The sequence below is a fragment of the Microbacterium sp. LWH13-1.2 genome, assembly GCF_038397735.1.
Classification (GTDB): Bacteria; Actinomycetota; Actinomycetes; order Actinomycetales; family Microbacteriaceae; genus Microbacterium.
Genome location: NZ_CP151635.1, coordinates 1363159 through 1387874 on the forward strand (window position 1 = coordinate 1363159; position 24716 = coordinate 1387874).

Here is a 24716-nt window from a genome sequence, read left to right on the forward strand (position 1 = left end):
GCGATTCTAGTTCTCGTGTGCGGGGCGCGACGACGACGTGCCGACGGCCAGGTTTCGGGTGACCTCGGCGAGGGCGGGGATGCCGCCGTCACGAAGGGCGCGGACGAGTGCGGTGCCGACGATGGCGCCGTCCGCATACTCGGAGACACCGGCGATCTGCTCGGCGGTCGAGATGCCGATGCCGACGCAGGCGCGGATGCTGCCGTGTGCGCGCAGGCGACCGACCAGGGTGCGCGCCGCTCGATCGAGCTCGGTGCGCTCCCCCGTGATGCCCATGGTCGACACGGTGTAGACGAAGCCCGTCGACGACTTCACGACGAGTTCGAGACGCTCGTCGGTCGATGTGGGGGCGGCGAGGAAGATGCGGTCGAGGCCCGTCCTCTCGCTCGCGGCGATCCAGTCGCCTGCGACGTCGGGAGTGATGTCGGGGGTGATGAGCCCTGCCCCGCCGGCCGCCAGAAGATCGTCGGCGTAGCGGTCGACGCCGTACTGGAACACCGGATTCCAGTACGTCATGACCAGCACAGGGACATCGGTGGCGGCGGCGATCGCCCGGACCGCCGTGAAGAGGTCCTTCATCTTGAACCCGTTCGCGAGCGCTGCGGTGGTGGCCTCTTGGATCACGGCGCCGTCCATCACAGGGTCGCTGTAGGGCGGGCCGAGCTCGATGATGTCCACGCCGTTCTCGGCGAGGGCGATCGCGGCCTCGATGCTCGTCTCGAGATCGGGGAATCCCACCGGGAGATACCCGACGAACGCGCTGCGCCCCGCGTCGTGTGCGGCGGCGATCGCCTGTTCTACGCGGCTCACAGCTCCGGCTCCCCCTTCGAGGCCGACTGCTCTGCAGCGCTCTCCTCGTCGACGTCGTGCGCGAGCGCTGCGGCGTCGTAGAGGTCGAAATAGCGAGCAGCGGTGTCCATGTCCTTGTCGCCGCGACCCGAGAGGCAGATCGCGATCACGGCATCCGGCCCGAGCTCACGCCCGATGCGCAGTGCTCCGGCCAGCGCGTGCGCCGACTCGATCGCGGGGATGATGCCTTCGGTGCGGCTCAGCAGTCGCAGCGACTGCATGGCCTCGTCGTCGGTGGCGGGGATGTACTCGGCTCGTCCGATGTCGGCGAGCCAGGAGTGCTCCGGACCCACGCCCGGGTAGTCGAGCCCGGCCGAGATCGAGTGCGACTCGACGGTCTGTCCGTCTTCGTCCTGCAGCACGTACGTCTTCGCGCCGTGGAGGATGCCCGGTCGTCCGCGCTCGATGGACGCCGCGTGACGGGGCGTGTCGACGCCGTCACCTGCGGCCTCGACGCCGTAGAGCTTGACGCCATCGTCGTCGAGGAAGGCATCGAACATGCCGATGGCGTTCGACCCTCCGCCGACGCACGCGACGACGGCGTCGGGCAGGCGTCCCACCTCGTCGAGCAGCTGCTGACGCGCTTCCTCGCCGATGATCTTCTGGAAGTCGCGCACCATCGCGGGGAACGGGTGCGGTCCCGCGGCGGTGCCGAAGATGTAGTTGGTGGTCTCGACGGTCGCGACCCAGTCGCGGTACGCGTCGTTGATGGCGTCCTTCAGCGTGCGGGATCCTGACGTGACGGCGACGACCTCGGCGCCCAGGAGGCGCATCCGCGCGACGTTGAGCGCCTGACGCTCGGTGTCGACCTCGCCCATGTAGATCGTGCACTCGAGCCCGAAGAGCGCGGCCGCGGTGGCCGTGGCGACACCGTGCTGCCCTGCGCCCGTCTCGGCGATCACGCGCGTCTTGCCGAGACGCTTGGTCAGCAGCGCCTGACCCAGCACATTGTTGATCTTGTGCGAGCCGGTGTGGTTCAGATCTTCACGCTTGAGGAAGACCCTCGCGCCGCCGGCGTGCTCGGCGAACCGCGCGACCTCGGTCAGCGGCGACGGGCGTCCCGCGTACGAGCTGAGCAGAGACGCCAGCTCGGAGCGGAAGGCCGGGTCGGCGATCGCGTCGGCGTAGGCCGCGGAGAGCTCGTCGATCGCGGCGATCAGCGATTCGGGCATGTACCGTCCGCCGTAGTCGCCAAACAGTGGACCATGCTGATCACGCAGGCTCATCACGCCTCCAGGAAGCTCTTGAGAGTGGAGACCGGGTCGCCCGTGACGAGCGCCTCACCGATCAGGACGACGTCTGCCCCCGCCGAGCGGTAGTGCGCGACGTCTGCAGGGGTGAGCACAGCGGATTCGGCGATCTTGACGGCGGAGTCCGGAATGCGCTCGACCAGGCGGCCGAACAGGTCGCGGTCGAGCTCGAGCGTCTTCAGGTCACGAGCGTTGACCCCGATCAGCGGGGCACCGAGGTCGATCGCGACCTCGAGCTCATCAGCCGAATGAGTCTCGACCAGAGGCGTCATGCCGAGTTCCGTGATGAACCCGAAGAGGTCGTCGAGCACCGCGCGCTCGAGTCCGGCGACGATCAGCAGCACGAGGTCGGCGCCCGCGGCACGCGCCTCGAGCACCTGGTACCGGTTCGCGATGAAGTCCTTGCGGAGCACCGGCAGCGACACACGGGCGGTGACCGCCTCGAGGTCGGCAAGGCTGCCGCCGAAGCGGCGCTCCTCGGTGAGCACGCTGATGGCCGAGGCTCCCCCGGTCTCGTACAGCGAAGCCTGGAGCGCCGGGTCGGGGATCTCGGCGAGGGCCCCTCGAGACGGGCTCGCTCGCTTGACCTCGGCGATGATCTTGACCTGCTCGGAAGGAGCGAGGAAGGCGAGGGCGTCTTTCGCGGCGGGGCGCGCCAGAGCGTCGCGCTCGACCTCGGCCAGCGGCCGGGTGAGTGCGCGACGCTCTGCGTCAGCGACTGCGCCGGCCGTGAGGTCGGCGAGGACCATTAGTGCGCCTTCGGCGAGTACTTGGGGCCCTTCACGCCGTAACCGGCCTTCGCGAGCAGCCAGCCCACGAGCGCGCCGATCGGGACGATGGCGGCGCCGACCCAGATCAGGGCGACCCACACGGGGCTGAACTCGGCGAGGCAGAACGCCAGCGTGCCGATCGTGAAGCCCGCGAGCATGATGATCACGGCGGTCCATGCTGCCGGCGAGTGTCCGTGGCCGGGGTCAGCGATCGGGTTGGTCATGGTCTCCTCCGGGGGACGACGTGGTGGGTCGGTTCAAGTCTATCGGGGTCATCGTGTGGGGTCGGTTCCGCGTGACAGGTCGTCCCACGAGTCGATCGCGTCGACAGGGCCTGCGGCGGCCTCGACGTGCGCGGCGTCGGTGCGATAGCGGCGGCCGCCCTTCTTCCAGCGTCGCCAGGTGACCAGCACCACGAGCGAAGCGACCAGCAGCAGGGCCCACCCGATCAGCGTCATGACCGGCCAGGCGGAGAGCTCGATGCCCGCGACGACGTCGGCGATCGCCGATTCTCCCGCGAGTCCCGTGGTCTCGGTCACGGTCGGTCCGACCGCGCTCAACGGCTCGGAGAGCAGCAGCTGGAAGGTCGTCCACCCGAGGAACACGGCGCTGGCGGCACCGAGCACACCGAAGACGAGACGGACCACCGGGCCGACGATCGACAGCGCGATGCCGAGCGCGAGCACGGCCAGGCTCAGCGGCGCGAGAAGCGGCAGCGCAGAGGCTCCCGGAACCAGGATCGCCTCACCGGCGTCCGTGCGCTCGACGGTCAGCCAGGTCTGGGTCGACGAGATGATCCCGATCGCGCCGGACAGCAGGAAGCCGGAGACGGCGATGGAGCGGCCTCGACGGGCGATCGTCATGCGGATGCGCCCCCTTCGACGGCCTCGAGGTCGTTCGAGTCGAAGCAGGTGCGCGTGCCGGTGTGGCAGGCAGGTCCGGTCTGGTCGACGCGGAGCAGGATCGCGTCGCCGTCGCAGTCGAGGCGGGCCTCATGCACGACCTGGATGTGGCCGGAGGTGTCGCCCTTGCGCCAGTACTCCTGCCGCGACCTCGACCAGTAGACGGCGCGACCCGATGTGAGGGTCCTGCGCAGCGCCTCGGCATCGACCCACGCGAGCATGAGGACCTCTGCGGTGTCCCACTGCTGCACGATGACAGGGGCGAGCCCGTCGGTGTTGAAGGCGACCTGGGCGATCCGATCCTCGATGTCGGTCATCGGACGATCACTCCTTCGGCGCGCAGCGCGTCCTTCACGTCTCCGACGGTGAGAGCACCGGTGTGGAACACGCTGGCTGCGAGCACGGCATCCGCCCCCGCCTTGATGGCAGGAGCGAAGTCGGAGACCTTGCCGGCGCCGCCCGAGGCGATGACCGGCACGGATGCCGCTTCGCGCATGAGTTTCACGAGTTCGAGGTCGAAGCCGTCGCGAGTGCCGTCGGCGTCGATCGAGTTGACCAGGAGCTCTCCGGCACCGCGCTCGGCGGCCTCTCGCGCCCAGTCGAGGGCGTCGAGAGTCGTCTGCGTGCGTCCGCCGTGCGTGGTGACCACGAACCCGGAGTGGGTCGTGTTCGCGCGCTTGACGTCCAGCGAGAGCACGAGCACCTGCGCGCCGAAGCGATCGGCGATCTCGCCGATGAGCTCCGGTCGCGCGATCGCGGCGGAATTGACGCCGACTTTGTCGGCTCCGACCGAGAGAAGACGCGCCACGTCGTCGACGCTGCGCACTCCTCCGCCGACCGTCAGCGGGACGAAGACCTGCTCCGCCGTGCGCTGCACCACGTCATACGTCGTCGCGCGGGCATCGACGGTCGCGGTGACGTCGAGAAAGGTGATCTCGTCAGCGCCCTGCGCCGCATAGTGCCGCGCGAGCTCGACGGGGTCGCCCATGTCCCGGAGGTTCTCGAAGTTGACGCCCTTGACCACGCGCCCGTCGGCGACATCCAGACACGGGATGACTCGGCTCGCGAGCGTCATCAGAGCCTCGCGTTGTGGATCGCCGTGACGAGGATCGCGCGGGCGCCGAGCGCATAAAGCGCGTCCATCACGGGGTTCACCCGTGCCCGCGCCACCATCACGCGCACCGCGACCCACTCCGGGTCGCGCAGCGGAGAGACGGTCGGCGACTCGATGCCCCCGGCGATCTTCACCGCGTCATCGAGCAGCGCCAGAGGCAGGTCGTAGTCGATCATCACGAATCGGCGGGCGACCATCACTCCGCGCAGGCGACGCAGCAGCGTCTCGGAGCCCTCTGCGTCCTGCGGCCCGGCGATCAGGACGGCTTCGGACTGCAGGATGACAGGCCCGAAGACGTCGAGCCCCGCCTGACGCAGTGTCGTGCCGGTCTCGACGACATCCGCGACCGCGTCGGCGACGCCGAGGCGTACGGCGGACTCGACCGCACCGTCGAGCGGCACGAGGTCGACCGCGATGCCGCGCTCATCGAGGAACGCATCGACCAGCCCCGGGTACGAGGTGGCGATGCGGAGCCCGTCGAGCTCGGAGACGTCGGTGTAACGGCCGGAGGGCGCAGCGAAGCGGAACGTGGAGCCGGCGAAGCCGAGCGCCTCGATCTCACGCGCACCCGGCATCCGGGCGTCGAGCAGGAGATCGCGACCCGTGATGCCGACGTCGATGGCTCCCGAGCCGACGTAGGTGGCGATGTCCTTGGGACGGAGGTAGAAGAACTCGACGTCGTTGTCGGTGTCGACGACGTGGAGGGTCTTGGGGTCACGACGACCGGCGTAACCGGCCTCCGCGAGCATGTCGGCGGCGGTCTCGGAGAGAGAGCCCTTGTTGGGAACAGCAATACGCAGCATGGGATGCCTTCAGATCGAAGCGAGTGTGGCGGAGCGCTTCACAGATGTCGGTAGACGTCCTGAAGGCTCAGGCCCTTCGCGATCATCATCACCTGCACGTGGTAGAGCAGCTGGGAGATCTCCTCGGCGGCGTCCTCGTCGGATTCGTACTCGGAGGCCATCCATACCTCGGCGGCCTCTTCGACGATCTTCTTGCCGATGGTGTGTACACCGCCGTCGAGCTCTGCGACCGTCCCCGATCCCTCGGGTCGGGTCTCGGCCTTGAGGCTGAGCTCGGCGAACAGCTCGTCGAAAGTCTTCACGATTCCAGGCTAGCGGCTCTGGCGCGGTCCCTGAGCCGAGTGACGGCCGCTTCGACGTCCTCAGCGCCGTACACGGCGGACCCGGCGACGAAAGTGTCGGCTCCGGCAGCTGCAGCGGCCTCGATCGTCGCATCCGAGATGCCGCCGTCGACCTGCAACCAGACGTTCGAGCCCCGACGCTTCGCCTCATCCGCGAGGGCCCGGAGCTTCGGCATCGTCTCGGGCATGAATCCCTGACCTCCGAATCCGGGCTCGACGGTCATGACGAGGATCTGATCGAACTCCTCGAGAACGCTGTAGAGGCCCTCTGCGGGAGTGTCGGGCTTGATCGCGACCCCTGCGCGAGCGCCCATGCTGCGAAGCGTACGGGCGAGCGAGATCGGGTCGGCGGCCGCTTCGAGGTGGAACGTGACACTCGCCGCTCCCAGCTCGGCATAGCCGGGTGCCCATCGCTCGGGGTCGGTGATCATCAGGTGCACGTCGAGAGGGATCGGGCTGGTCGCCTGGATCCTCTCGACCATCTGCGGCCCGAAGGTGAGGTTCGGAACGAAGTGGTTGTCCATGACGTCGACATGCGCGAAGTCGGCCGTGGCGATCCTCGCGAGATCACGCTGCATGTTCACGAAGTCGGCGGCGAGGATGCTGGGGTTGATGCGCGGTGCGCGAGGAAGATCCACGTCTCTAGTCTCCTTCTTCGGCGTTCGCGCCGCTCGACGGTGTCACTGTGCGCTGAAGAAGCGCGAGGAACATGGCGTCTGTGCCGTGACGGTGCGGCCACAGCTGCATGCGACCCGACCCGTCGCTTCCGAGGTCGATCGGCGATTCGGACACGCCCGCGACCACGGCCCGCGCGTCGAGTTCAGTGATGTCGCTGCGCCCTCGCAGCACCTCCTGCACCACGCCGGTGGTCTCGGCGAGATGCGGAGAGCAGGTCGCGTAGGCGACGATGCCACCGGGGGCGAGCGCATCGAGCGCAGAGCTCAGGAGCTCGACCTGCAGCGGCACCAGCTCGGCGACGTCGGCCGGGCTCTTGCGCCACCGTGCCTCAGGGCGCCTTCTCAAGGCCCCGAGACCGGTGCAGGGGGCATCGACGAGGATGCGATCGAACACGCCGCTGTGCGAGGCGCCGAAGGATCGGCCGTCCTCTTCGTGCACCACGACGTCGCCGGGCACCGCCTTCAGCGCATTGCGCACGAGCCGGGCGCGCGTGGGAACGACCTCGTTGGCTTCGAGCGTCACATCGTGCTCTCGGGCGATCGACGCGAGCAGCGCGGTCTTGCCTCCCGGGCCCGCGCAGAGGTCGAGCCATCGCTCCCCCGGCGCGATCGGCGCGGCCTCGACCAGTGCGAGAGCGACCAGCTGGGACCCCTCGTCCTGCACGCGCACGGTGCCCCCTGACTCGGAGATCACCCGATGCGGGTCTCCGCCCGGCGAACCGTACGCCGTCGGCGCATAGGGCCGACGCGGCTCTCCCGGCTCGGCGAGGCCGGGGAGCGCCACGAGCGTCACTTCGGGCGAGGCGTTGTCTGCATCGAGGAGGTCATCGAGCTCATCGGCCCTGCCCTCGGCCGCCAGCGCGCGGCGCAGAGCGCGGATGACCCATACCGGATGGGCCGATCGCAGAGCGAGCCGCTCATCGTCAGAGCGGGCGGAGCCCTCGATTCGTTGCTCCCACTCCCCCGGTGTCTCGCGTGAGATCCGACGGAGGACGGCGTTCGCGAAGCTCGAGGCTCCTCGGCCTTGCGTCGCTGCGACCAGGTTCACGGACTCGTTCACGGCGGCGTGCGAGGCGACCCGCGTCGCGAGCAGCTGATGCGTCGCCAACCGGAGAGCATCCAGCACGGCCGGATCGATCTCCTCGGCAGGACGGTCGGCGGCGGACGAGATGATCGCGTCGTAGGTGCCGCGACGCCGGAGCGTGCCGTAGGCGAGTTCGGTGGCCAGCGCCGCATCCTGCGGGTTCAGACCCGCTTCGGCGATCGCCGGGGGCAGGATCAGATTCGCGTACGCATCCGACTCCGACACCGCACGGAGCACGTCATATGCGACTCGGCGGGCCGGCTGAACCGTGCGTTGCGGGCCCGTGCGCTGGGGGCCGCGCTGCTGGGCATCGCGCGGCTGCGGGGCACCGGAGGAGGACTGAGCGCGCTGGCCCTGCGACGAACCGCGGCGTCCCTGCGAACGAGCTCGGGGGTCTCCGGTGCGGCCGGGGCGACGCGGACGGTCGCTCTGCTCGCCGCTCATGCTCCGGCCCGCGCGTTCTCGGTGTCCCGCTGACCACGCCACCAATCGACCGCGTTCATGGCGCCCTTTCCTGCGGGCTGCACCCGCGTCACCGACAGGGGTGCTGTCGCGGTTCCGATGAGCAGCGCCGTCTTGGTCGCGACGATCTCGCCCGGCTCCAGCGCCGACCCGTCGGCTGCAGGCACGGCCTCGAGGATCTTCAGCCGCGTGCCGTCGACGGTCGTGTGGGCACCGGGTTCGGGAGTGACTCCGCGGAAGCGCGCGAAGACACGGGCGAGCGGATCACTCCACTCGAGCTGTCCGTCGTCGAAGGTGAGCTTCGGCGCCACCGTCGGCTCGCCCTCCTGCGGCACCGAGCGGGCCGTGCCGTCGGCTATCGCGGCGACGACCTCGGACGTCAGCTTCGCGCCGTCGATCGCGAGGGTCTCGAGCGCGGCATCGGCCGTGGCCTCGGAGGGGACGTCGACGACGCGGGTGGCGAAGAGGTCACCCGCATCGAGCGCGGGGACCAGCTGGAAGACGCTGGCGCCGAGCTGTTGGTCGCCGGCGATCAGGGCTCGCTGCACCGGGGCCGCTCCCCGCCACTGCGGCAGGAGCGAGAAGTGCAGATTGATCCAGCCCTTCGCGGGGGTCGAGAGCAGCGGCTCGCGGACGAGTCCGCCATAGGCGACGATGACGCCGAGGTCGACGGCGAGGGCGGCGATGGCATCCGTGGCCTCGGCGTCCAGCCGCGCAGCCTTGATGATCGGCAGACCGAGCTCGGCGGCGACCTGGGCGACCGGCGACGGCGTCAGCACCCGCTTGCGACCCAGCGGCGCGTCGGGCCGCGTGACGACCGCGGCGATGTCGTGCTCCGTCGCGAGGCGACGGAGGGTGGGGACGGCTGCCGACGGTGTGCCGGCGAAGACGAGACGCATGAAGGTGCTCCGGAGGGATGCGGGGGTGGATCGGGTGAGGACTGACGGCGTGTTCGCGATCAGAGCTCTGGGTCGAGGATATCGAGCCGAACCGAGAGCGCGCTCCGAGTCGACTTGCCCTTGCCCCGACGGGCGCTCACGGCTTCGGCGACGACCGAGGCGCGAAGCGTCGTCGCGACCTTCGCACCTGCGCCGTATTCGAAGCGCACGAGCGCGCGGACCCGGGGCGGATGGTCGTCGGACTCGATCGGCACGGGGCCGAGAACCGCATCTCCCGGGAGCTTGAGTTCCTGCAGCGATGCCAGTGCGCGGGCGACGGCTGCCGTAGTGCCTTCGACGAGCGCCACGCGAGTGGCCGGCGGCATATGCAGGGGTGCGCGTTCGGCGAGCTCGGACCGCGCATAACCGGACTGGTTCCAGGTGGCGAGTGCCCGAGCGATCGAGCCGTCGACTCCGACGAGGTGGATCGGGGCACCGGGAGCCGCGAGAGCTGCGGCATTGGACCACCAGCGCAGGCACGCCTCTCCGATGCGGAGATCGGGTGCCTGCAGCATCCGCGGACCGTCGAGCAGGACGACCGCCCGGTAGCCGCCGTCGGCCAGCGGTTCCGCTCCACGCGTCGCGACCACGAGCGACGGCTTGTCTGCGACATGCTCCACGGGGTGCGCGCTGTCGGCCACGATCACGCGAATGCCGGGGAACGCCTTGCCCAGCTCGTCGGCCGTGCGCTCACTGCCCGACGAGGCGAGACGGAGCTTCGTCGACGAGCACGCAGGGCAGGCCCACGCCCGTGCACCGCGCCCGCACCAGGCGCAGACGGGGACCGCACCGCGATGCTTCGCGCCGAGAGGACCGCCGCAGTGGGCGCAGCGGGCAGGAGCCCGGCACTCGGCGCAGACCAGCGACGGCGCGAACCCGGGTCGGGAGACCTGCACCAGCACTGGCCCCTCTGCCGCGGCGTTGCGTGCCGAGAGGAACGCGGACGACGGCATCCGCTGCGCTGTGGGGGCGTCCATCTCCTGAGGTGTGCTCAGCACCACTCTCGGGAGGACCCGCCGCGCCGCCCTGACATCCTGCAGCCAGCCGTGGGCGACCAGACGTTCGACGTCTGTGGTGCGCGTGTGCCCGACGAACAGGAGCGCTGACTCCTCCTGTTCCTGACGGAGAAGCGCCGTGTCCCTGGCGTTGATGTAGGGCGCGAGCGGCTCTCCGAGCAGCGGATCCCCGTCGTCCCATACGGCGACGAGCCCGGCGCGCACGGGGGCGTACACGGCGGAGCGGTTGCCGACGACGATGCTCGGCGCGTCTTCGAGCGAGCGGAGGAAAGAGCGATAGCGATCGGGGTTGGTCTGCCGCGAGTCGTAGCGGGCGACGGCTTCGGCCGGGACGGTCGTGGCGAGAACGGCGAGGAGCTGATCGAGATCGCGGTGATCCGGAACGACCAGGATGCTCGATTTGCCGGCAGCGAGCATGCGTGCTGCAGATGACGCGAGCAGCGCCGCCCAGCCAGGCGCGCCGTCGTGGTGCACCGGGATCGCCTCGACGGCGGCGCGCCCGCCCGATTCAAGCACCTCCTCGAGCCCGTCGTATGACGTGATGAGTCCGACCGCCCCCGTGAGCGCCTCGTCGGTGGGAACGAGCGGCGGCGAGTCCGCCTTCCAGGCCTTCTCGACGCGCACCTGTCTCTTCGGGATGACGAGTCGGAGCACGTCGGACGCCGAACCCGCCGCTCGGTCTGCGGCACGGCGCGCGAGACGGTAAAGGCGGTCGGGCAGCACCGGCACCTGCGACACGATGCCGTCGACTTCGGACAGCGGTCGATCGGCGTCGTCTTCGGTGTCGACCTCGATCACGTAGCCGTCTATCACCCGACCTGCCGTGCGGAGAGGCACGCGCACCCGGACTCCCGGCGCGACGTCGCCGAGCTCGTCCGGCAGCGCGTAGTCGAAGAGTCTGTCGAGCTGCGGGAGCGGCGAATCCAGCAGCACCCGCGCGATGCGTCGGCTCTGCGTCGTCATCGGAGCGATGTCATCGGTGACCTGCCCGTCGGAAGACGCCGGATCCGGCCGACCGGCAGATGTCGGTTCCTGCCCGTCGGAACGCGGCGGCTCCGGCCGGTCGGAGAGCTCACGCCCACCGGAAGACAGAGGCTCCTCAGATGGCATCGGCCCGTCGGATGGCATCAGGCCACCTGTCAGAGGCCGGCGGCGCGTCGCAGCTCTTCAGCGCGGTCGGTGCGCTCCCACGTGAACTCCGGCAGCTCGCGCCCGAAGTGTCCGTAGGCGGCGGTCTGCGCGTAGATCGGGCGGAGCAGGTCGAGCTGCTCGATGATCGCCTGCGGGCGCAGATCGAAGACCTCGCTGATCGCACGCGTGATGACCTCGTCTGAGACCTTGCCCGTGCCGAAGGTCTCGACGTAGAGGCCGACGGGGCGTGCCACGCCGATCGCATACGCGACCTGCACCTCGAGGCGGTCGGCGAGACCAGCGGCAACCGCGTTCTTCGCGACCCACCGGGTCGCGTAGGCACCCGATCGGTCGACCTTGGACGGGTCCTTGCCGCTGAACGCGCCACCACCGTGACGAGCTGCGCCGCCGTACGTGTCGATGATGATCTTGCGCCCGGTGAGACCGGCGTCGCCCTTGGGGCCACCGGTGACGAACGGGCCTGCGGGGTTGATGTAGTACGTGATGTCGTCGAGATCGAGCCCCGTCGACTCGAGGACAGGGGCGATCACGTGCTGGCGCACCTGCGCCTTGAGCTCGTCCTGCGAGATGTCGGGGTGGTGCTGCGTCGAGAGGACGACGGCGTCGACGGTCTTCGGCGTGAAGCCGTCGTACCCGAGCGTGACCTGCGTCTTGCCGTCGGGCCGCAGGAACGGCAGAGCGCCGGAGCGGCGGACCTCGGTCAGCCGCTCCGCGATGCGGTGCGCCGTCCACGCGGCCATCGGCATCAGCTGCGGCGTCTCGTTCGTGGCGAACCCGAACATGATGCCCTGATCGCCCGCTCCGAGCCCGTCGAGGGGATCGATCGATCCGCCGTCCCGGTGCTCCTGGGCACTGTCGACGCCGTGCGCGATGTCCGTCGACTGCTCGCCGACCGAGATGCTGACGCCGCAGGAGTCGCCGTCGAAGCCCGTCTCGCTCGAGGTGTACCCGATGCGGTTCACGACCTGGCGGACGATGGTCGGGATGTCGACGTAGGCCTCGGTGCGGATCTCGCCGGCGACGTGCACGAGACCCGTGGTGACGAGGGTCTCGACCGCGACGCGGGAATCCCGGTCCTTCGCGATGAGCCCGTCGAGGATGCTGTCCGAGATCTGGTCGCAGATCTTGTCCGGGTGCCCCTCGGTGACGGACTCGGACGTGAACAGACGCAGGGCGCTCATCAGGGCTCCAGAACGGGGTCGGACGGAAAGAAGGGGGTGGCTCCCATGATGGACCGCACCGCCGACATCAGCCGGCGGTGCGGTCATCGGACGTCACTCGGCGTGACGGAGACGGAGCTTGTCCTCGTTGATCTCGTGCAGAGCGATGGTCAGCGGCTTGTCCTCGACAGAGGAGTCGACCAGCGGACCGACGTTGTCGAAGAGGTTTCCCTCGTGCAGGTCGGAGTAGTAGTCGTTGATCTGGCGCGCGCGCTTGGCGGCGTAGATCACGAGCTCGTACTTCGAGTCGACACGGTCGAGCAGGTTGTCGATGGGGGGATCGATGATTCCGTTGGTGTGGTGTCCGGCCATGGTGGGACCTCCTGATCAGGCGACGGGATCGTCGCGAAGACGGTGCAGCGGGCGCGCGAAGACGCTCAGCGCGCAGAGCTCGAAGACAATTCTACGACCTCCGCGGCAGCGGTGGCGACGTCCTCGTTCACGATCAGGTGGTCGAACTCGTTCTGCGCGGCCAGTTCGACCTTCGCGGTGCGAAGGCGACGAGCCCGTTCCTCGGCGCCTTCGGTGCCTCGTCCGACCAGTCGCTGGACGAGTTCGTCCCACGTCGGCGGCAGGAGGAAGATCAGGGTCGCGGCGGGCTCGGCCTTGCGCACCTGACGCGCGCCCTGCAGATCGATCTCGAGCAGAACCGTCTTGCCCTCGGCCAGCGCGGCATCGATCGGTGCCCGGGGCGTGCCGTATCGCGAGCGGTTGTGCACGACGGCGTATTCGAGCAGCTCGTCCTCGGCGATCAACCGGTCGAACTCGGCGTCGTCGACGAAGTAGTAGTGCACTCCGTCGACCTCGCCGGGGCGAGCGGGTCGGGTGGTCGCCGAGACCGACAGGTGGATCTCGGGATTGTTCTCGCGGATGTGGGCGGCGACCGTTCCCTTGCCCACCGCGGTGGGACCCGCCAGGACGAGCAGACGGCTGCGGGCTCCGCGCGGCTCGAGCACGGGGAAGCGCGAGTCGAGCCACTGCGAAAGGGCGACGCGCTGACGGACGCCCAGGCCCCCCAGGCGCTTGACCGGCGAGATGTGCAGCTCGTCGAGGATACGGTCGCGCTTTCCCGCGCCGATCGCCGGGAGGGCGAGCAGGAAGTCGGTGATCCGCATCGAGCCCTCGACCGAGTCCGGGTCGGCCGTCGCGCGGTCGAGGACGGTCTGCGGGGTCACGACGCGCATGGTCAGATCGCGCTTGAGCGAGGCACGTGCACGTCGTCGCTCGACGGCCTTGCGGGCGGCGGCGGCACGATCGACCTCGGGAACCGGACGAGACTCAGCCACGGCCGGCCTCCCTGTACTCTGCGACGCGAGCGTCGATGGCGGCGGCGAGGCCGGCGGGCCCTGCCGAGAGGATGCTGCGGCTCTCACTGGCGATGACCGCTCCGCTCATCGCGCCGAATCGTCGGTGGAGGTCTGCGGGGGTCGCACCCTGCGTCCCGAACCCGGGCGCGAGGATGGGCGCCGTCGGCGCGAAAGCGGCGATGCCGGCGTCGGCCCAGTCGACCGTGGCGCCGATGACGAAGCCGAAGCTCCCCCACTCCCCCGTGTTCGACTGCTCCGCGTTGCGGGACGAGACCACGGCGATGATGTCGGCCGACACCGCGCGCCCCGTCTCCGAGACCGCGCGCTGCAGGCCCTCTGCTTCGGGGTTGCTGGTCGCCGCGAGGACGAACAGCCCTTTGTCGTGCTGTTGCGCGAGGGCGAAGGCGCCGTCCAGCGCCCCCACACCGAGGAACGGGTTGACCGTGAGCGCATCGGCCTCGAGTGGAGACCCTGGCGTGAGCCAGGCTTCGGCGTACGCATCCATCGTGGATCCGATGTCGCCGCGCTTCGCGTCGGCGATCACGATCAGACCGGCGGCCCGTGCCGCGGACAGGACGTCTTCGAGCGCGGCGATCCCCGCGGAACCGAAGCGTTCGAAGAACGACACCTGCGGCTTCACGACGCCGACCCGGCCTGCGGCGGCCTCGACCGTCCGCAGCCCGAAGTCACGGACCCCGCGAGCGTCATCCGTGAGTCCCCAGGACTGCAGGAGCGACGCATGCGGGTCGATGCCCACGCAGAGCGGGCCGTGCGCCGATACGGCGGCACGGACCCGCTCACCGAAGCGTGCGCTCACAAAGCGGCCTTCCGGTCGAGGGCGTACTCCTGCAGACTCTTGACCTGGAAGCCCTCGTGGGCCGCATCCATGCCGCTCACCGCAGCGCCGAGGACGGCCATCGTGGTGAACAGCGCCTTGTCGGCCGCGACCGCTGCTGCGCGGATCTCGTACCCGTCGGCACGGGCCGCTCCACCCGATGGGGTGTTCACGACGATGTCGATCGCACCCTCGTTGATCAGGTCGACGATGTTCGTGGCACCCGACTCCTGGGTCTCGCTGTACTTCTCGACGACGGTCACGGCGATGCCGTTGCGCGACAGGATCTCGGCCGTGCCCTCGGTGGCCACGATGGTGAAACCGAGCTGCTGCAGGCGGTGCGCCGGAAGGATGACCGCGCGCTTGTCGGAGTCGGCGACCGAGATGAACACCGTGCCGGAAGTCGGCATCCCGCCGTACGCGGCAGCCTGGCTCTTCGCGAACGCCGTCGGGAAGTCGCGGTCGATGCCCATGACCTCACCGGTCGAGCGCATCTCCGGTCCGAGGATCGAGTCGACCGTCTTGCCGTCTGCGGTGCGGAACCGCTTGAAGGGCAGCACGGCCTCCTTGACCGACACGGGGGCGTCGAGGGGCACGCGAGAACCGTCCTGCTCGGGCAGCATGCCCTCGGCGCGCAGCTCCGCGATCGTCGATCCCACCATCACGCGGCTCGCTGCCTTGGCCATCGGGATGCCCAGCGCCTTGGAGACGAAGGGCACCGTGCGGCTCGCGCGCGGGTTCGCCTCGATCACGTAGAGCACGCCGGCGCTGATCGCGAACTGCACGTTCAGCAGGCCGCGGACGCCCACGCCCTTCGCGATCGCCAGCGTCGCCTCGCGGACGCGATCGATATCGGTGCGCCCGAGCGAGACGGGAGGAAGGGTGCAGCTCGAGTCGCCGGAGTGGATGCCGGCCTCTTCGAGGTGCTCCATCACGCCACCGATGAACAGCTCGGTGCCGTCGTAGAGGGCGTCGACATCGAGCTCGATCGCGTCATCGAGGAACCGGTCGACGAGCAGGGGCTTGCCCTCCTCGATGATGACCTCGCCCGCCGTGCGCACGAAGTACTCGCGCAGCGACTCCGAGCTGTAGACGATCTCCATCCCGCGTCCGCCGAGCACGAAGCTCGGACGCACGAGCACCGGGTATCCGATCTCCTCGGCGACGGCCACCGCGCCATCCGCGTCCACAGCGGTGCCGTGGCGGGGGGCGATGAGGCCTGCGGCGTCGAGGAGCTGCGAGAACAGCTCGCGCTCTTCCGCGATGTCGATCGCCTCAGGACTGGTGCCCAGCACCTGGTAGCCGGCCGCCTCGATGCCCTTCGCGAGCCCCAGCGGAGTCTGTCCGCCGAGCTGGCAGACGACGCCGAGGATGGTGCCGCTGGCGGCTTCCGCATCGAGGACCTCCAGCACGTCTTCGAGCGTGAGCGGCTCGAAGTAGAGCCGGTCCGACGTGTCGTAGTCGGTGGACACCGTCTCGGGGTTGCAGTTGACCATGATGGTCTCGAAGCCGGCATCCGAGAGTGCGAACGACGCGTGGACGCACGAGTAGTCGAACTCGACCCCCTGGCCGATGCGGTTCGGACCCGATCCGATGATGACGACCTTGGTGCGATCCGAGGGCGTGACCTCCGTCTCGAAGTCGTAGCTCGAGTAGTGGTAGGGCGTGAGAGCCGGGAACTCGCCGGCGCAGGTGTCGACGGTCTTGAACACCGGGCGGATGCCGAGCCCGTGGCGCACGCCGCGGATCTCCGCCTCCTTCTCGCCACGCAGCTCGGCGATCTGCGCGTCGGAGAAGCCGTGCTCCTTCGCGTATCGGAGCGTCGCTGCATCGAGTTCCGGCGCTGCGGCCACGATCTCGGCGACCTCGTTGATCAGCACGATCTGGTCGATGAACCACGGGTCGATCGCCGTGGCGTCGAAGGCCTGCTCGACGGTCGCGCCCTTGCGGAGCGCCTGCTGCAGCGTGACGATTCGTCCGTCGGTCGGCACCTTCGAGGTCTCGAGCAGCTCTTCGACCGAGCGCTCCTCGGTGCCCCAGTGGAAGCTGGAGCCGCGCTTCTCGAGCGAGCGGAGCGCCTTCTGCAGGGCGGTCGCGTAGTTGCGTCCGATCGCCATGGCCTCGCCGACGGACTTCATGGTCGTGGTGAGCGTGGCGTCAGCGGCCGGGAACTTCTCGAACGCGAACCGCGGCACCTTGACGACGACGTAGTCGAGCGTGGGCTCGAAGCTCGCAGGCGTCACACCCGTGATGTCGTTCGGGATCTCGTCGAGGCGGTAACCGAGCGCGAGCTTGGCGGCGAGCTTGGCGATCGGGAACCCGGTCGCCTTCGAGGCAAGGGCGCTCGAACGCGAGACGCGCGGGTTCATCTCGATCACGATGATGCGGCCGTTGCTGGGGTCGACGGCGAACTGGATGTTGCATCCGCCGGTGTCGACGCCGACGGCGCGGATGATGTCGATGCCGATGTCACGGAGCTTCTGGTACTCGCGGTCGGTCAGCGTCAGTGCCGGGGCGACCGTGATCGAGTCGCCCGTGTGCACGCCGACCGGGTCGACGTTCTCGATCGAGCAGACGACCACCGTGTTGTCGGCGGTGTCCCGCATGAGCTCGAGCTCGTATTCCTTCCAGCCGAGGATGGACTCCTCCAGGAGCACCTCGGTGGTCGGCGAGTCCCGGAGCCCGGCGCCACCGATGCGGCGGAGGTCCTCCTCGTCGTAGGCGAAGCCGGAGCCGAGGCCGCCCATGGTGAACGACGGACGGACGACGAGCGGGTAGCCGAGCTCGGCGGCGCCCTCGAGCAGATCGTCCATGGTGTGCGCGATGATGCTGCGCGCCACGTCTGCGCCGGCATCCAGCACCAGCTGCTTGAAGATCTGACGGTCTTCGCCCTTGTTGATCGCCTCGAAGCTCGCACCGATCAGCTCGACGTCGTACTTCTCGAGGATGCCGTGGTTGTGCAGCTCGATCGCGGCGTTCAGCGCCGTCTGACCGCCGAGGGTCGGCAGGATCGCGTCGGGGCGTTCCTTGGCGATGATGGTCTCGATGACCTGCCAGGTGATCGGCTCGATGTACGTCGCATCGGCGAAGTCGGGGTCGGTCATGATCGTCGCCGGGTTCGAGTTGACCAGGATGACCCGCACGCCCTCCTCGCGGAGGACGCGGCACGCCTGGGTGCCGGAGTAGTCGAACTCACAGGCCTGACCGATGACGATCGGGCCGGAGCCGATGACGAGAACGGAGTTGATGTCGTCGCGCTTGGGCATTACTTGGCGTCCTTCTTGCTGGCGATGACCATGTCGCGGAACCGGTCGAAGAGGTAGTTGGCGTCGTGGGGGCCTGCGGCCGCCTCGGGGTGGTACTGCACCGAGAACGCGGGGATGTCGAGGGCGCGGAGGCCCTCCACCACGTTGTCGTTCAGACCGACGTGGCTGACCTCGACCTTGCCGTAGCCGTTCGGGCTGTCGAAGGAGCCCTCGAGCGGTGCGTCGACCGCGAAGCCGTGGTTGTGCGCGGTGATCTCGACCCGACCGGTCGATTTGTCGAGCACGGGCTGGTTGATGCCGCGGTGACCGAACGGCAGCTTGTAGGTGCCGAGGCCCAGCGCGCGACCGAGCAGCTGGTTGCCGAAGCAGATGCCGAAGAACGGGAGGCCGTCGTCGAGGACTGCGCGCAGCAGTTCGACGTGGTCGCCGGATGCCGCGGGATCGCCGGGGCCGTTCGAGTAGAAGACCGCGACCGGATCGATCGATCGGATGTCATCGATCGTGACGTTCTGCGGCAGGACGTGCACCTCGAACCCGCGGGCTGCGAGGTTGTCGATCGTGGCCTGCTTGACGCCGAGGTCGAGGACTGCGAGGTTGCCGACCCTCTCCCCCATCGCCGTCGTCACCGTCGCGACGTCGACGGAGACCTGAGCCGAGAGGTTCTGACCGGCCATCTCCGGGGCCTCGCGTACGAGGCGCAGCTGCTCCCCCTCGTCGAGCCGCGCGGCCTCACCCGAGAAGATGCCGCCGCGCATGGAGCCGGCCGACCGGATGTGGCGCGTGATCGAGCGGGTGTCGATGCCGCTGATGCCGACGATGCCGTCCTGCACCAGCACCTCGTCGAGCGAGGCGTTCGCGCGCCAGTTCGAGACGACGCGTGAGGGGTCCCGCACGATGTAGCCGGCCACCCAGATGCGACGCGACTCGGGGTCCTCGTCGTTCATGCCGGTGTTGCCGATGTGCGGCGCCGTCTGCAGCACGATCTGTCCGGCGTACGACGGGTCGGTGAGCGTCTCCTGGTAGCCGGACATGCCGGTGGCGAAGACGACCTCGCCGATGGTGGTTCCCAGCGCGCCATAGGCGCGGCCGGTGTGACGGGTCCCGTCTTCGAGGACGAGGACGGCGGGTTCGGGGAGGGCTGTCATGACGTTGCTCCTGTGTCGGGGGCGGCTTCGTCGTCCGAGGCGCCGGAGGCGGGGACGAGTCGCTGCAGTTCTGAGATGAAGTTCTGGGGGTCTCCGTCGGTGAGACGGAGGTAGGAGTCGACGATCGTGTCGTCGTCGGCGCTCCAGGCCACGCGGACGAGCCCGCCGGGCTCGACGACGCGATCGATCGTGACCGTCGCGCGGTCGACGCTCGCCAGGCGAGCCGAGGCCAGGAACACCGTCGGTGCTCCGTCGAGGCACAGCGCGAGTCCCCGGTCGGTGACCGCGACCTCGCCCCGGGCGCGGTACGCGAGCGGCGACAGCGTCAGGCGCTCGAGCGGCTGATCGTGCCTGGTCGTCGACACGTACAGCACCTCGTGCCGGTCGAGCACCTGCGCGTGCTCGGGAACACCGAGGGGCGCCGTGAGTCCGGAATCGCGTCGGAGTCGTCGTCGCCAGGCGAACAGCATCGTGAGCAGCACGAGGACCGCCAGCGCGATCATCAGCGCGATCGCGAGATCCCTGGGGATCATGCCCGGAGCTCCGGGACCACGGCGCCGGCGTCGACGGTGAGGACGCCGCCGTGCACGGTGTACTCGACGCGTCCGGGCAGGTCGCGTCCGAGGTAGGGAGAGTTCACGCTGCGGCCGTGCAGGTCGGCCTCGGTGAAGACCCCTGCGACCGACGCGTCGTAGAGCGCGATCTGCGCCGGCGCACCGACCTCGAGAGGCGTGCCGTGGCCTGACAGGCGACCGATCCGCGCGGGAGCCGCACTCATCACGCGTGCCACGTCCTCCCAGCCGATCAGGCCCGTCTGCACCATCGACTGGTGCACGACGCGCAGTGCGCTCTCGAGCCCGACCATTCCGTTCGCGGCGGCCTGCCACTCGCACGCCTTGTGCTCGCTCGGGTGCGGGGCGTGGTCGGTCGCGACGATGTCGATCGTCCCGTCCGCGAGGCCCTCGCGCACGGCGAGGACATCCTCTTCGCGGCGCAGGGGCGGGTTGACCTTGAACCGGGCGTCGTAGCCGCGCACGAGCTCATCGGTCAGCAGCAGATGGTGAGGGGTGACCTCGGCGGTCACCTTGATGCCTCGCTTCTTGGCCCAGCGGATGATGTCGACGGAACCGGCGGTCGAGAGGTGGCAGACGTGCAGGCGCGAGCCCACGTGCTCGGCGAGGAGCACATCGCGGGCGATGATCGACTCCTCCGCGACCGCCGGCCACCCGGCGAGTCCGAGCTCGGCCGAGACGGTGCCCTCGTTCATCTGGGCGCCTTCGGTGAGACGGGGATCCTGCGCGTGCTGGGCGATGACGCCGTCGAAGGACTTCACGTACTCGAGCGCACGGCGCATGATCAGCGGATCGAAGACGCAGAAGCCGTCGTCGCTGAAGACGCGCACCTGGGCGCGCGATGTCGCCATCGCGCCCAGCTCGGCGAGCCGCTCGCCCTTCTGCCCGACAGTGACCGCGCCGATCGGCTGGACCGTGGCGTAGCCTGCGGCCTCCCCGAGCGCGAGCTCCTGCTCGACGACTCCGGCCGTGTCTGCGACCGGCGACGTGTTCGGCATCGCGAAGACGGCGGTGAAGCCACCGGCCGCCGCCGCTCGGGTCCCGGTGAGGATCGTCTCGGAGGCCTCGTAGCCCGGTTCGCGAAGATGGGTGTGCAGATCGACGAGACCGGGAAGCGCGACGAGGCCCGCCGCGTCGATGACACGGGCCCCCGTGCGCGAGAGACCGGTTCCGATCTCGGCGATCACCCCGTTCTCCACGATGATGTCGGCGCTCTCCGCACCGAGAAGCTGTGCGCCGGTGATGACGAGGGTCTCGCTCACTGGTCTCCCCCTCGTTCGTCGTCTCGTTCTCCTGCAAGAAGCAGGTACAGCACTGCCATCCGGATGGACACTCCGTTCGTCACCTGTTCCAGCACGGTGGAGCGCGGGGAATCGGCGGCTTCGGAGGAGATCTCCAGACCCCGGTTCATGGGTCCGGGGTGCATCACAATGCTACCGTCCGGAAGACCTGCGACTCGCAGAGCGTCAAGACCCCATCGTCTGGAATACTCCCGCTCAGTCGGGAAATACGCGGCGTTCATCCGCTCGAGCTGGATGCGCAGCATCATCACCGCATCCGGGCCTTCCGCCAGCGCCTGATCGAGGTCGTAGACGACCCTCGCCGGCCAGAGCGAGACGTTCTGCGGCACCAGCGTCGGCGGGGACACCAGCGTGACCTCGGCCCCGAGCGTCGCGAGCAGCCAGACGTTCGAGCGCGCGACCCGCGAGTGCAGAACGTCGCCGACGATGACGACCGTCACGCCCGAGAGGTCGCGACCGCGGCTGTCCGCGCCGAAGCGTCGTTTGCGGATCGTGAACGCGTCGAGCAGCGCCTGCGTCGGATGCTCGTGCGTGCCGTCCCCGGCGTTGACGACGCCTGCGGAGATCCAGCCGCTCGTGGCGAGAGTCTGCGGGGCGCCGGAGGCGGGATGGCGGATGACGACGGCATCCGCCCCCATCGCCTGCAGCGTCTGCGCGGTGTCTTTGAGGCTTTCGCCCTTGGACACGCTGGAGCCCTTGGCTGCGAAGTTGATCACGTCGGCCGACAGGCGCTTCGCGGCGGCCTCGAAGGAGATACGGGTTCGTGTCGAGTCCTCGAAGAAGAGGTTCACGACGGTCTTGCCGCGCAGAGTCGGGAGTTTCTTGACCTCGCGCGACTGAGTGGCGGACATGTCCTCGGCGACGTCGAGGATGCGCAGAGCGGTCTCGCGGTCGAGGGTGCGGGTGTCGAGGAGATGCCTCATGCTTCGATCGTCACCTCTTCGGCGCCGTCGTCTTCGGTGAGGCGCACGTTCACGCGCTCCTGCCGGGACGAGGGGATGTTCTTGCCGACGAAATCAGGGCGGATCGGCAGCTCGCGGTGGCCGCGGTCGACGAGGATCGCCAGGCGCACGACTGCCGGGCGGCCGATCGACTGCAGCGCGTCGAGGGCTGCGCGGATGCTGCGACCCGAGAAGAGCACGTCGTCGACGAGGACCACGGTGCGTCCATCGATCCCACCGACGGGGATGTCCGTCGGACGCGGCGACCTCGTCGGGTGCTTGGCGAGATCGTCGCGGAACATCGTGACGTCGAGCGCTCCCACCGGCACAGAGGTCTGTGCGATCTCGCCGATGACAGCGGCGAGGCGACGGGCGAGAGTGACGCCGCGGGTCGGAATGCCCAGCAGGACGAGGTTCTCAGCCCCTCGGTTGGATTCGAGGATCTCGTGTGCGATGCGGGTGAGTGCCCGCGAGATATCGGCTTCGTGCAGAACGGTGCGTGCACTCATCAGCCGCTCCCTTCTCCGCCTCACAGGACGGTGTTAAAGGTTGCTTGATGCGTCCAGTCTAGCGCGCGGTCAGCGCCAGCCGAGAACGTCGCGGACGACCGCCTGGGAGGCGGGCGAGCCGTCGTTCGCGATGCCGCGCAGCGATTCGTGCGAGAGCATCGCGCCCTCAGCTCCCGCCGCCGCGGTGATCTGCTCGAGCGCGGCGGCGACCCGCGGCGCCGCAGCTCGCGCATGGGTGGCGTCGCCGCGCGCGGACGTGTGGGGGAAGACGACGAGCTCGGCGACTCCCGCCGCGACGGGGCGCGCGGCGGCGACGACCAGGGTCGGCGGAAGCACATGCTGGAGTGCATGCGGCATCGGAAACGGCAGCTCGTCGGTCAGAAGGCCGCGCCACCAGCTGCGATGCGAACGCTTCTCATCGCCGATCTCGAGGGCTGTCGCCGTCCACTCCGAGCCGCGCTCGCGCAGCCTGTCGGCGAATCCATCGGATCGCGCCTCGAATCCCGCCTCGGTGAGAAACTCGGCGGCGATGCGCACGAGGCGCTCGGAATCCGAGCGCACGATCCAGCGAGCACCCCGCCATGGTCCCTTGTACTCGAGGCGCGACGTACGTGCGTCACGACCGGAACCCTGCGGGTGCGGGGAACGCGGCACGTCAGCCGGCCTCGCTGAGCACGGCGTCGGTGACCTCGTCGATCTTGGTCGAGCGGATCGGGTGACCGCTGGTCGAGAGACAGCGACCGGTCTTCAGGTCCCACTTCCAGTCGTGCATGCTGCACGTCAGGATGCCGTCCTCGTCGACCTTTCCGGTCTTCGTGAGGTCTGCGCGCAGATGCGGGCAGCGACGCTGCACGACCCAGTCGCCGACTTCGGCGTCCTCGGTCTGGTCGGTCTGCTCCTGATACCAGTTCTCCACGTACTCGATGCGGTCGACCGAGAGGCACTTGAGGAAGGTCGTGAGGAACTCGTTGAACTTGCCGCTGCGTCCGACGTGGAACTGCATCGACAGGAAGATCGAGTTCGACCAGTCGATCTCACGGTCGCGGATGTTCGTCGAGACGAGATCGGCGGGGATCGTGTACCAGTAGATGCACTCCTCGCCCGCGTACTCGCGCACCTTGGCGCGGGGGAAGTCGACGACCATGTCGAGGTCGCCGATCTTGAACCGGACGCATCCGCCGACGCCGAGACGGATGGTGCGCGACTTCTTCAGCAGTGGCTCCCACCAGCCCTTGAGGGCCTCGAGGATCTCGGCGGCGGGAAGGACCTCGGCGCGCGATGCCTCCTCGTCCGCGATCTCCTGCTGCCGCGACGCCCGCTGCTCCTCGAGGTAGTCCCACTTCTCGTCGAAGATGTGGGCGAGTTCAGCCTCGGTGTAGAGCGACTGCTCCGTGGCCACGTCTCCCCCGTCGACCGTGACGACCGTGCCGGGAACGAACAGGTGACCGTCGTACTGCGGCGACAGCTCGTTCATGTGCGCGAGGAACTGCTTCTGATCCGTGAAGATCGACTCGCCGCTACGGCCGATCCCGTTGAAGTCGAAGAGCTCGTCGCGCAGGAACATCGGCGGTCCTGCCATCGGGAACACGTGCGGGGCGTCCACCTTGTCGATGTAGTACATCGCACGCTTGTTCTGGGCATCGCGCTTGAGCTTCGCGAAGTTCTGCTTGGCGTCCATCGGCAGGTCGTAGACCATGGGCCACCAGATGGCCCCCGACACCTGCGTGAAGTACGCGTCGGGCTTCCCGAAGTGCAGGAGCGTGTCGAGATCGAGCGGATGCGAGTCGTTCTGGTTGAGGATCGACGCGGTGCCGTCGTCGACGCTCAGCGACGAATCGCCGATCGGACCGTCGCTCGGGGCACGCAGCGGCGTGATCATGATCTTCAGGTCGCCGCGTTCGATGATCTCCCCGGCGGGCGCGTAGGTGATGTTCGTGTAGCCGAGCGCCCTGATGTCCTGTTCGAGGTCATCGATCGGATACTCGGGCAGGAGCACCTCGATGTCCTTGCGGATGTACCGCTCGAGCAGTTTCGGGTCGAAGTGGTCGCGGTGGCGGTGAGAGATGTAGAGGAAGTCCGCCTCACGACCGAATCGCTCCCAGTCGAGGCCCCGGTTGTCGGGGAACGGGAACCACGAGCCGAAGAAGGAGGGCCCGAGAACGGGGTCGCAGATGATGTTCCCGCCGACCGTCTCGATGAACATCCCGGCGTGGCCGAGTCCCGTTATCCGCATGCATTCCTCCTGAAGTGAACCGTTCGATT

General features: G+C 68.9%; 25 protein-coding genes. All 25 read right to left on the bottom strand.

What is annotated here, in order from left to right; translation table 11 throughout:
• Positions 1 to 6 precede the first annotated feature (6 nt).
• Positions 7 to 810, bottom strand: a complete 804-nt coding sequence (trpA, locus tag MRBLWH13_RS06350) for a tryptophan synthase subunit alpha (RefSeq protein ID WP_341957422.1) — start codon at positions 808 to 810, stop codon at positions 7 to 9.
• Positions 807 to 2075 (bottom strand): tryptophan synthase subunit beta, encoded by a 1269-nt coding sequence (gene trpB / locus MRBLWH13_RS06355; protein ID WP_341957423.1) that lies wholly within the window; start codon positions 2073 to 2075, stop codon positions 807 to 809. Before trpB ends, trpA begins: the two co-directional genes overlap by 4 nt.
• On the bottom strand, positions 2075 to 2848 hold the full coding sequence (gene trpC / locus MRBLWH13_RS06360; protein WP_341957424.1) for an indole-3-glycerol phosphate synthase TrpC: 774 nt from the start codon (positions 2846 to 2848) through the stop codon (positions 2075 to 2077). Before trpC ends, trpB begins: the two co-directional genes overlap by 1 nt.
• Complete coding sequence (locus MRBLWH13_RS06365) at positions 2848 to 3093, bottom strand: HGxxPAAW family protein (protein WP_056307697.1); 246 nt, start codon at positions 3091 to 3093, stop codon at positions 2848 to 2850. The genes trpC and MRBLWH13_RS06365 overlap by 1 nt, the downstream gene beginning before the upstream one ends.
• Before the next feature lie 48 nt (positions 3094 to 3141).
• Complete coding sequence (locus MRBLWH13_RS06370; RefSeq protein WP_341957425.1) at positions 3142 to 3732, bottom strand: Trp biosynthesis-associated membrane protein; 591 nt, start codon at positions 3730 to 3732, stop codon at positions 3142 to 3144.
• Complete coding sequence (gene hisI / locus MRBLWH13_RS06375) at positions 3729 to 4088, bottom strand: phosphoribosyl-AMP cyclohydrolase (protein ID WP_341957426.1); 360 nt, start codon at positions 4086 to 4088, stop codon at positions 3729 to 3731. Before hisI ends, MRBLWH13_RS06370 begins: the two co-directional genes overlap by 4 nt.
• On the bottom strand, positions 4085 to 4846 hold the full coding sequence (gene hisF / locus MRBLWH13_RS06380; RefSeq protein WP_341957427.1) for an imidazole glycerol phosphate synthase subunit HisF: 762 nt from the start codon (positions 4844 to 4846) through the stop codon (positions 4085 to 4087). Before hisF ends, hisI begins: the two co-directional genes overlap by 4 nt.
• Positions 4846 to 5688: an ATP phosphoribosyltransferase gene (gene hisG, locus MRBLWH13_RS06385; protein WP_056509944.1), complete on the bottom strand. Its 843-nt coding sequence runs from the start codon at positions 5686 to 5688 to the stop codon at positions 4846 to 4848. The genes hisF and hisG overlap by 1 nt, the downstream gene beginning before the upstream one ends.
• Before the next feature lie 38 nt (positions 5689 to 5726).
• Positions 5727 to 5990, bottom strand: a complete 264-nt coding sequence (locus tag MRBLWH13_RS06390; protein WP_341957428.1) for a phosphoribosyl-ATP diphosphatase — start codon at positions 5988 to 5990, stop codon at positions 5727 to 5729.
• On the bottom strand, positions 5987 to 6607 hold the full coding sequence (gene rpe, locus MRBLWH13_RS06395; protein ID WP_341958238.1) for a ribulose-phosphate 3-epimerase: 621 nt from the start codon (positions 6605 to 6607) through the stop codon (positions 5987 to 5989). The genes MRBLWH13_RS06390 and rpe overlap by 4 nt, the downstream gene beginning before the upstream one ends.
• A gap of 64 nt (positions 6608 to 6671) precedes the next feature.
• Entirely contained in the window at positions 6672 to 8234 is a 1563-nt protein-coding gene (locus tag MRBLWH13_RS06400; protein ID WP_341957429.1) for a transcription antitermination factor NusB, read from the bottom strand.
• Entirely contained in the window at positions 8231 to 9151 is a 921-nt protein-coding gene (gene fmt, locus MRBLWH13_RS06405; RefSeq protein ID WP_341957430.1) for a methionyl-tRNA formyltransferase, read from the bottom strand. The genes MRBLWH13_RS06400 and fmt overlap by 4 nt, the downstream gene beginning before the upstream one ends.
• 59 nt (positions 9152 to 9210) lie before the next feature.
• Positions 9211 to 11169 (bottom strand): primosomal protein N', encoded by a 1959-nt coding sequence (locus MRBLWH13_RS06410; RefSeq protein WP_341957431.1) that lies wholly within the window; start codon positions 11167 to 11169, stop codon positions 9211 to 9213.
• 176 nt (positions 11170 to 11345) lie between these two features.
• Complete coding sequence (metK, locus tag MRBLWH13_RS06415; protein WP_341957432.1) at positions 11346 to 12539, bottom strand: methionine adenosyltransferase; 1194 nt, start codon at positions 12537 to 12539, stop codon at positions 11346 to 11348.
• A gap of 93 nt (positions 12540 to 12632) precedes the next feature.
• Complete coding sequence (gene rpoZ, locus MRBLWH13_RS06420) at positions 12633 to 12890, bottom strand: DNA-directed RNA polymerase subunit omega (protein WP_042536631.1); 258 nt, start codon at positions 12888 to 12890, stop codon at positions 12633 to 12635.
• Positions 12891 to 12955: 65 nt separating this feature from the next.
• On the bottom strand, positions 12956 to 13864 hold the full coding sequence (gene gmk, locus MRBLWH13_RS06425) for a guanylate kinase (RefSeq protein WP_341957433.1): 909 nt from the start codon (positions 13862 to 13864) through the stop codon (positions 12956 to 12958).
• Positions 13857 to 14702 carry an orotidine-5'-phosphate decarboxylase gene (gene pyrF / locus MRBLWH13_RS06430; RefSeq protein ID WP_341957434.1) on the bottom strand — a complete coding sequence of 282 codons (846 nt, stop codon included), beginning with the start codon at positions 14700 to 14702 and terminating at the stop codon, positions 13857 to 13859. The genes gmk and pyrF overlap by 8 nt, the downstream gene beginning before the upstream one ends.
• Complete coding sequence (gene carB, locus MRBLWH13_RS06435) at positions 14699 to 17986, bottom strand: carbamoyl-phosphate synthase large subunit (RefSeq protein WP_341957435.1); 3288 nt, start codon at positions 17984 to 17986, stop codon at positions 14699 to 14701. Before carB ends, pyrF begins: the two co-directional genes overlap by 4 nt.
• Positions 17986 to 19131 (bottom strand): glutamine-hydrolyzing carbamoyl-phosphate synthase small subunit, encoded by a 1146-nt coding sequence (gene carA / locus MRBLWH13_RS06440; protein WP_341957436.1) that lies wholly within the window; start codon positions 19129 to 19131, stop codon positions 17986 to 17988. Before carA ends, carB begins: the two co-directional genes overlap by 1 nt.
• Positions 19128 to 19664, bottom strand: coding sequence for a hypothetical protein (locus MRBLWH13_RS06445; protein WP_341957437.1), 537 nt, complete (start codon positions 19662 to 19664; stop codon positions 19128 to 19130). Before MRBLWH13_RS06445 ends, carA begins: the two co-directional genes overlap by 4 nt.
• A complete protein-coding gene (locus tag MRBLWH13_RS06450; protein WP_341957438.1) occupies positions 19661 to 20965 on the bottom strand; it encodes a dihydroorotase in 1305 nt (434 codons plus the stop codon). Before MRBLWH13_RS06450 ends, MRBLWH13_RS06445 begins: the two co-directional genes overlap by 4 nt.
• Positions 20962 to 21927 carry an aspartate carbamoyltransferase catalytic subunit gene (locus MRBLWH13_RS06455; protein ID WP_341957439.1) on the bottom strand — a complete coding sequence of 322 codons (966 nt, stop codon included), beginning with the start codon at positions 21925 to 21927 and terminating at the stop codon, positions 20962 to 20964. Before MRBLWH13_RS06455 ends, MRBLWH13_RS06450 begins: the two co-directional genes overlap by 4 nt.
• Entirely contained in the window at positions 21924 to 22454 is a 531-nt protein-coding gene (pyrR, locus tag MRBLWH13_RS06460; protein WP_056307666.1) for a bifunctional pyr operon transcriptional regulator/uracil phosphoribosyltransferase PyrR, read from the bottom strand. The genes MRBLWH13_RS06455 and pyrR overlap by 4 nt, the downstream gene beginning before the upstream one ends.
• Before the next feature lie 69 nt (positions 22455 to 22523).
• Complete coding sequence (locus tag MRBLWH13_RS06465; protein WP_341957440.1) at positions 22524 to 23108, bottom strand: hypothetical protein; 585 nt, start codon at positions 23106 to 23108, stop codon at positions 22524 to 22526.
• A gap of 1 nt (position 23109) precedes the next feature.
• Positions 23110 to 24687, bottom strand: coding sequence for a Rieske 2Fe-2S domain-containing protein (locus MRBLWH13_RS06470; RefSeq protein ID WP_341957441.1), 1578 nt, complete (start codon positions 24685 to 24687; stop codon positions 23110 to 23112).
• Between the last annotated feature and the right edge of the window lie 29 nt (positions 24688 to 24716).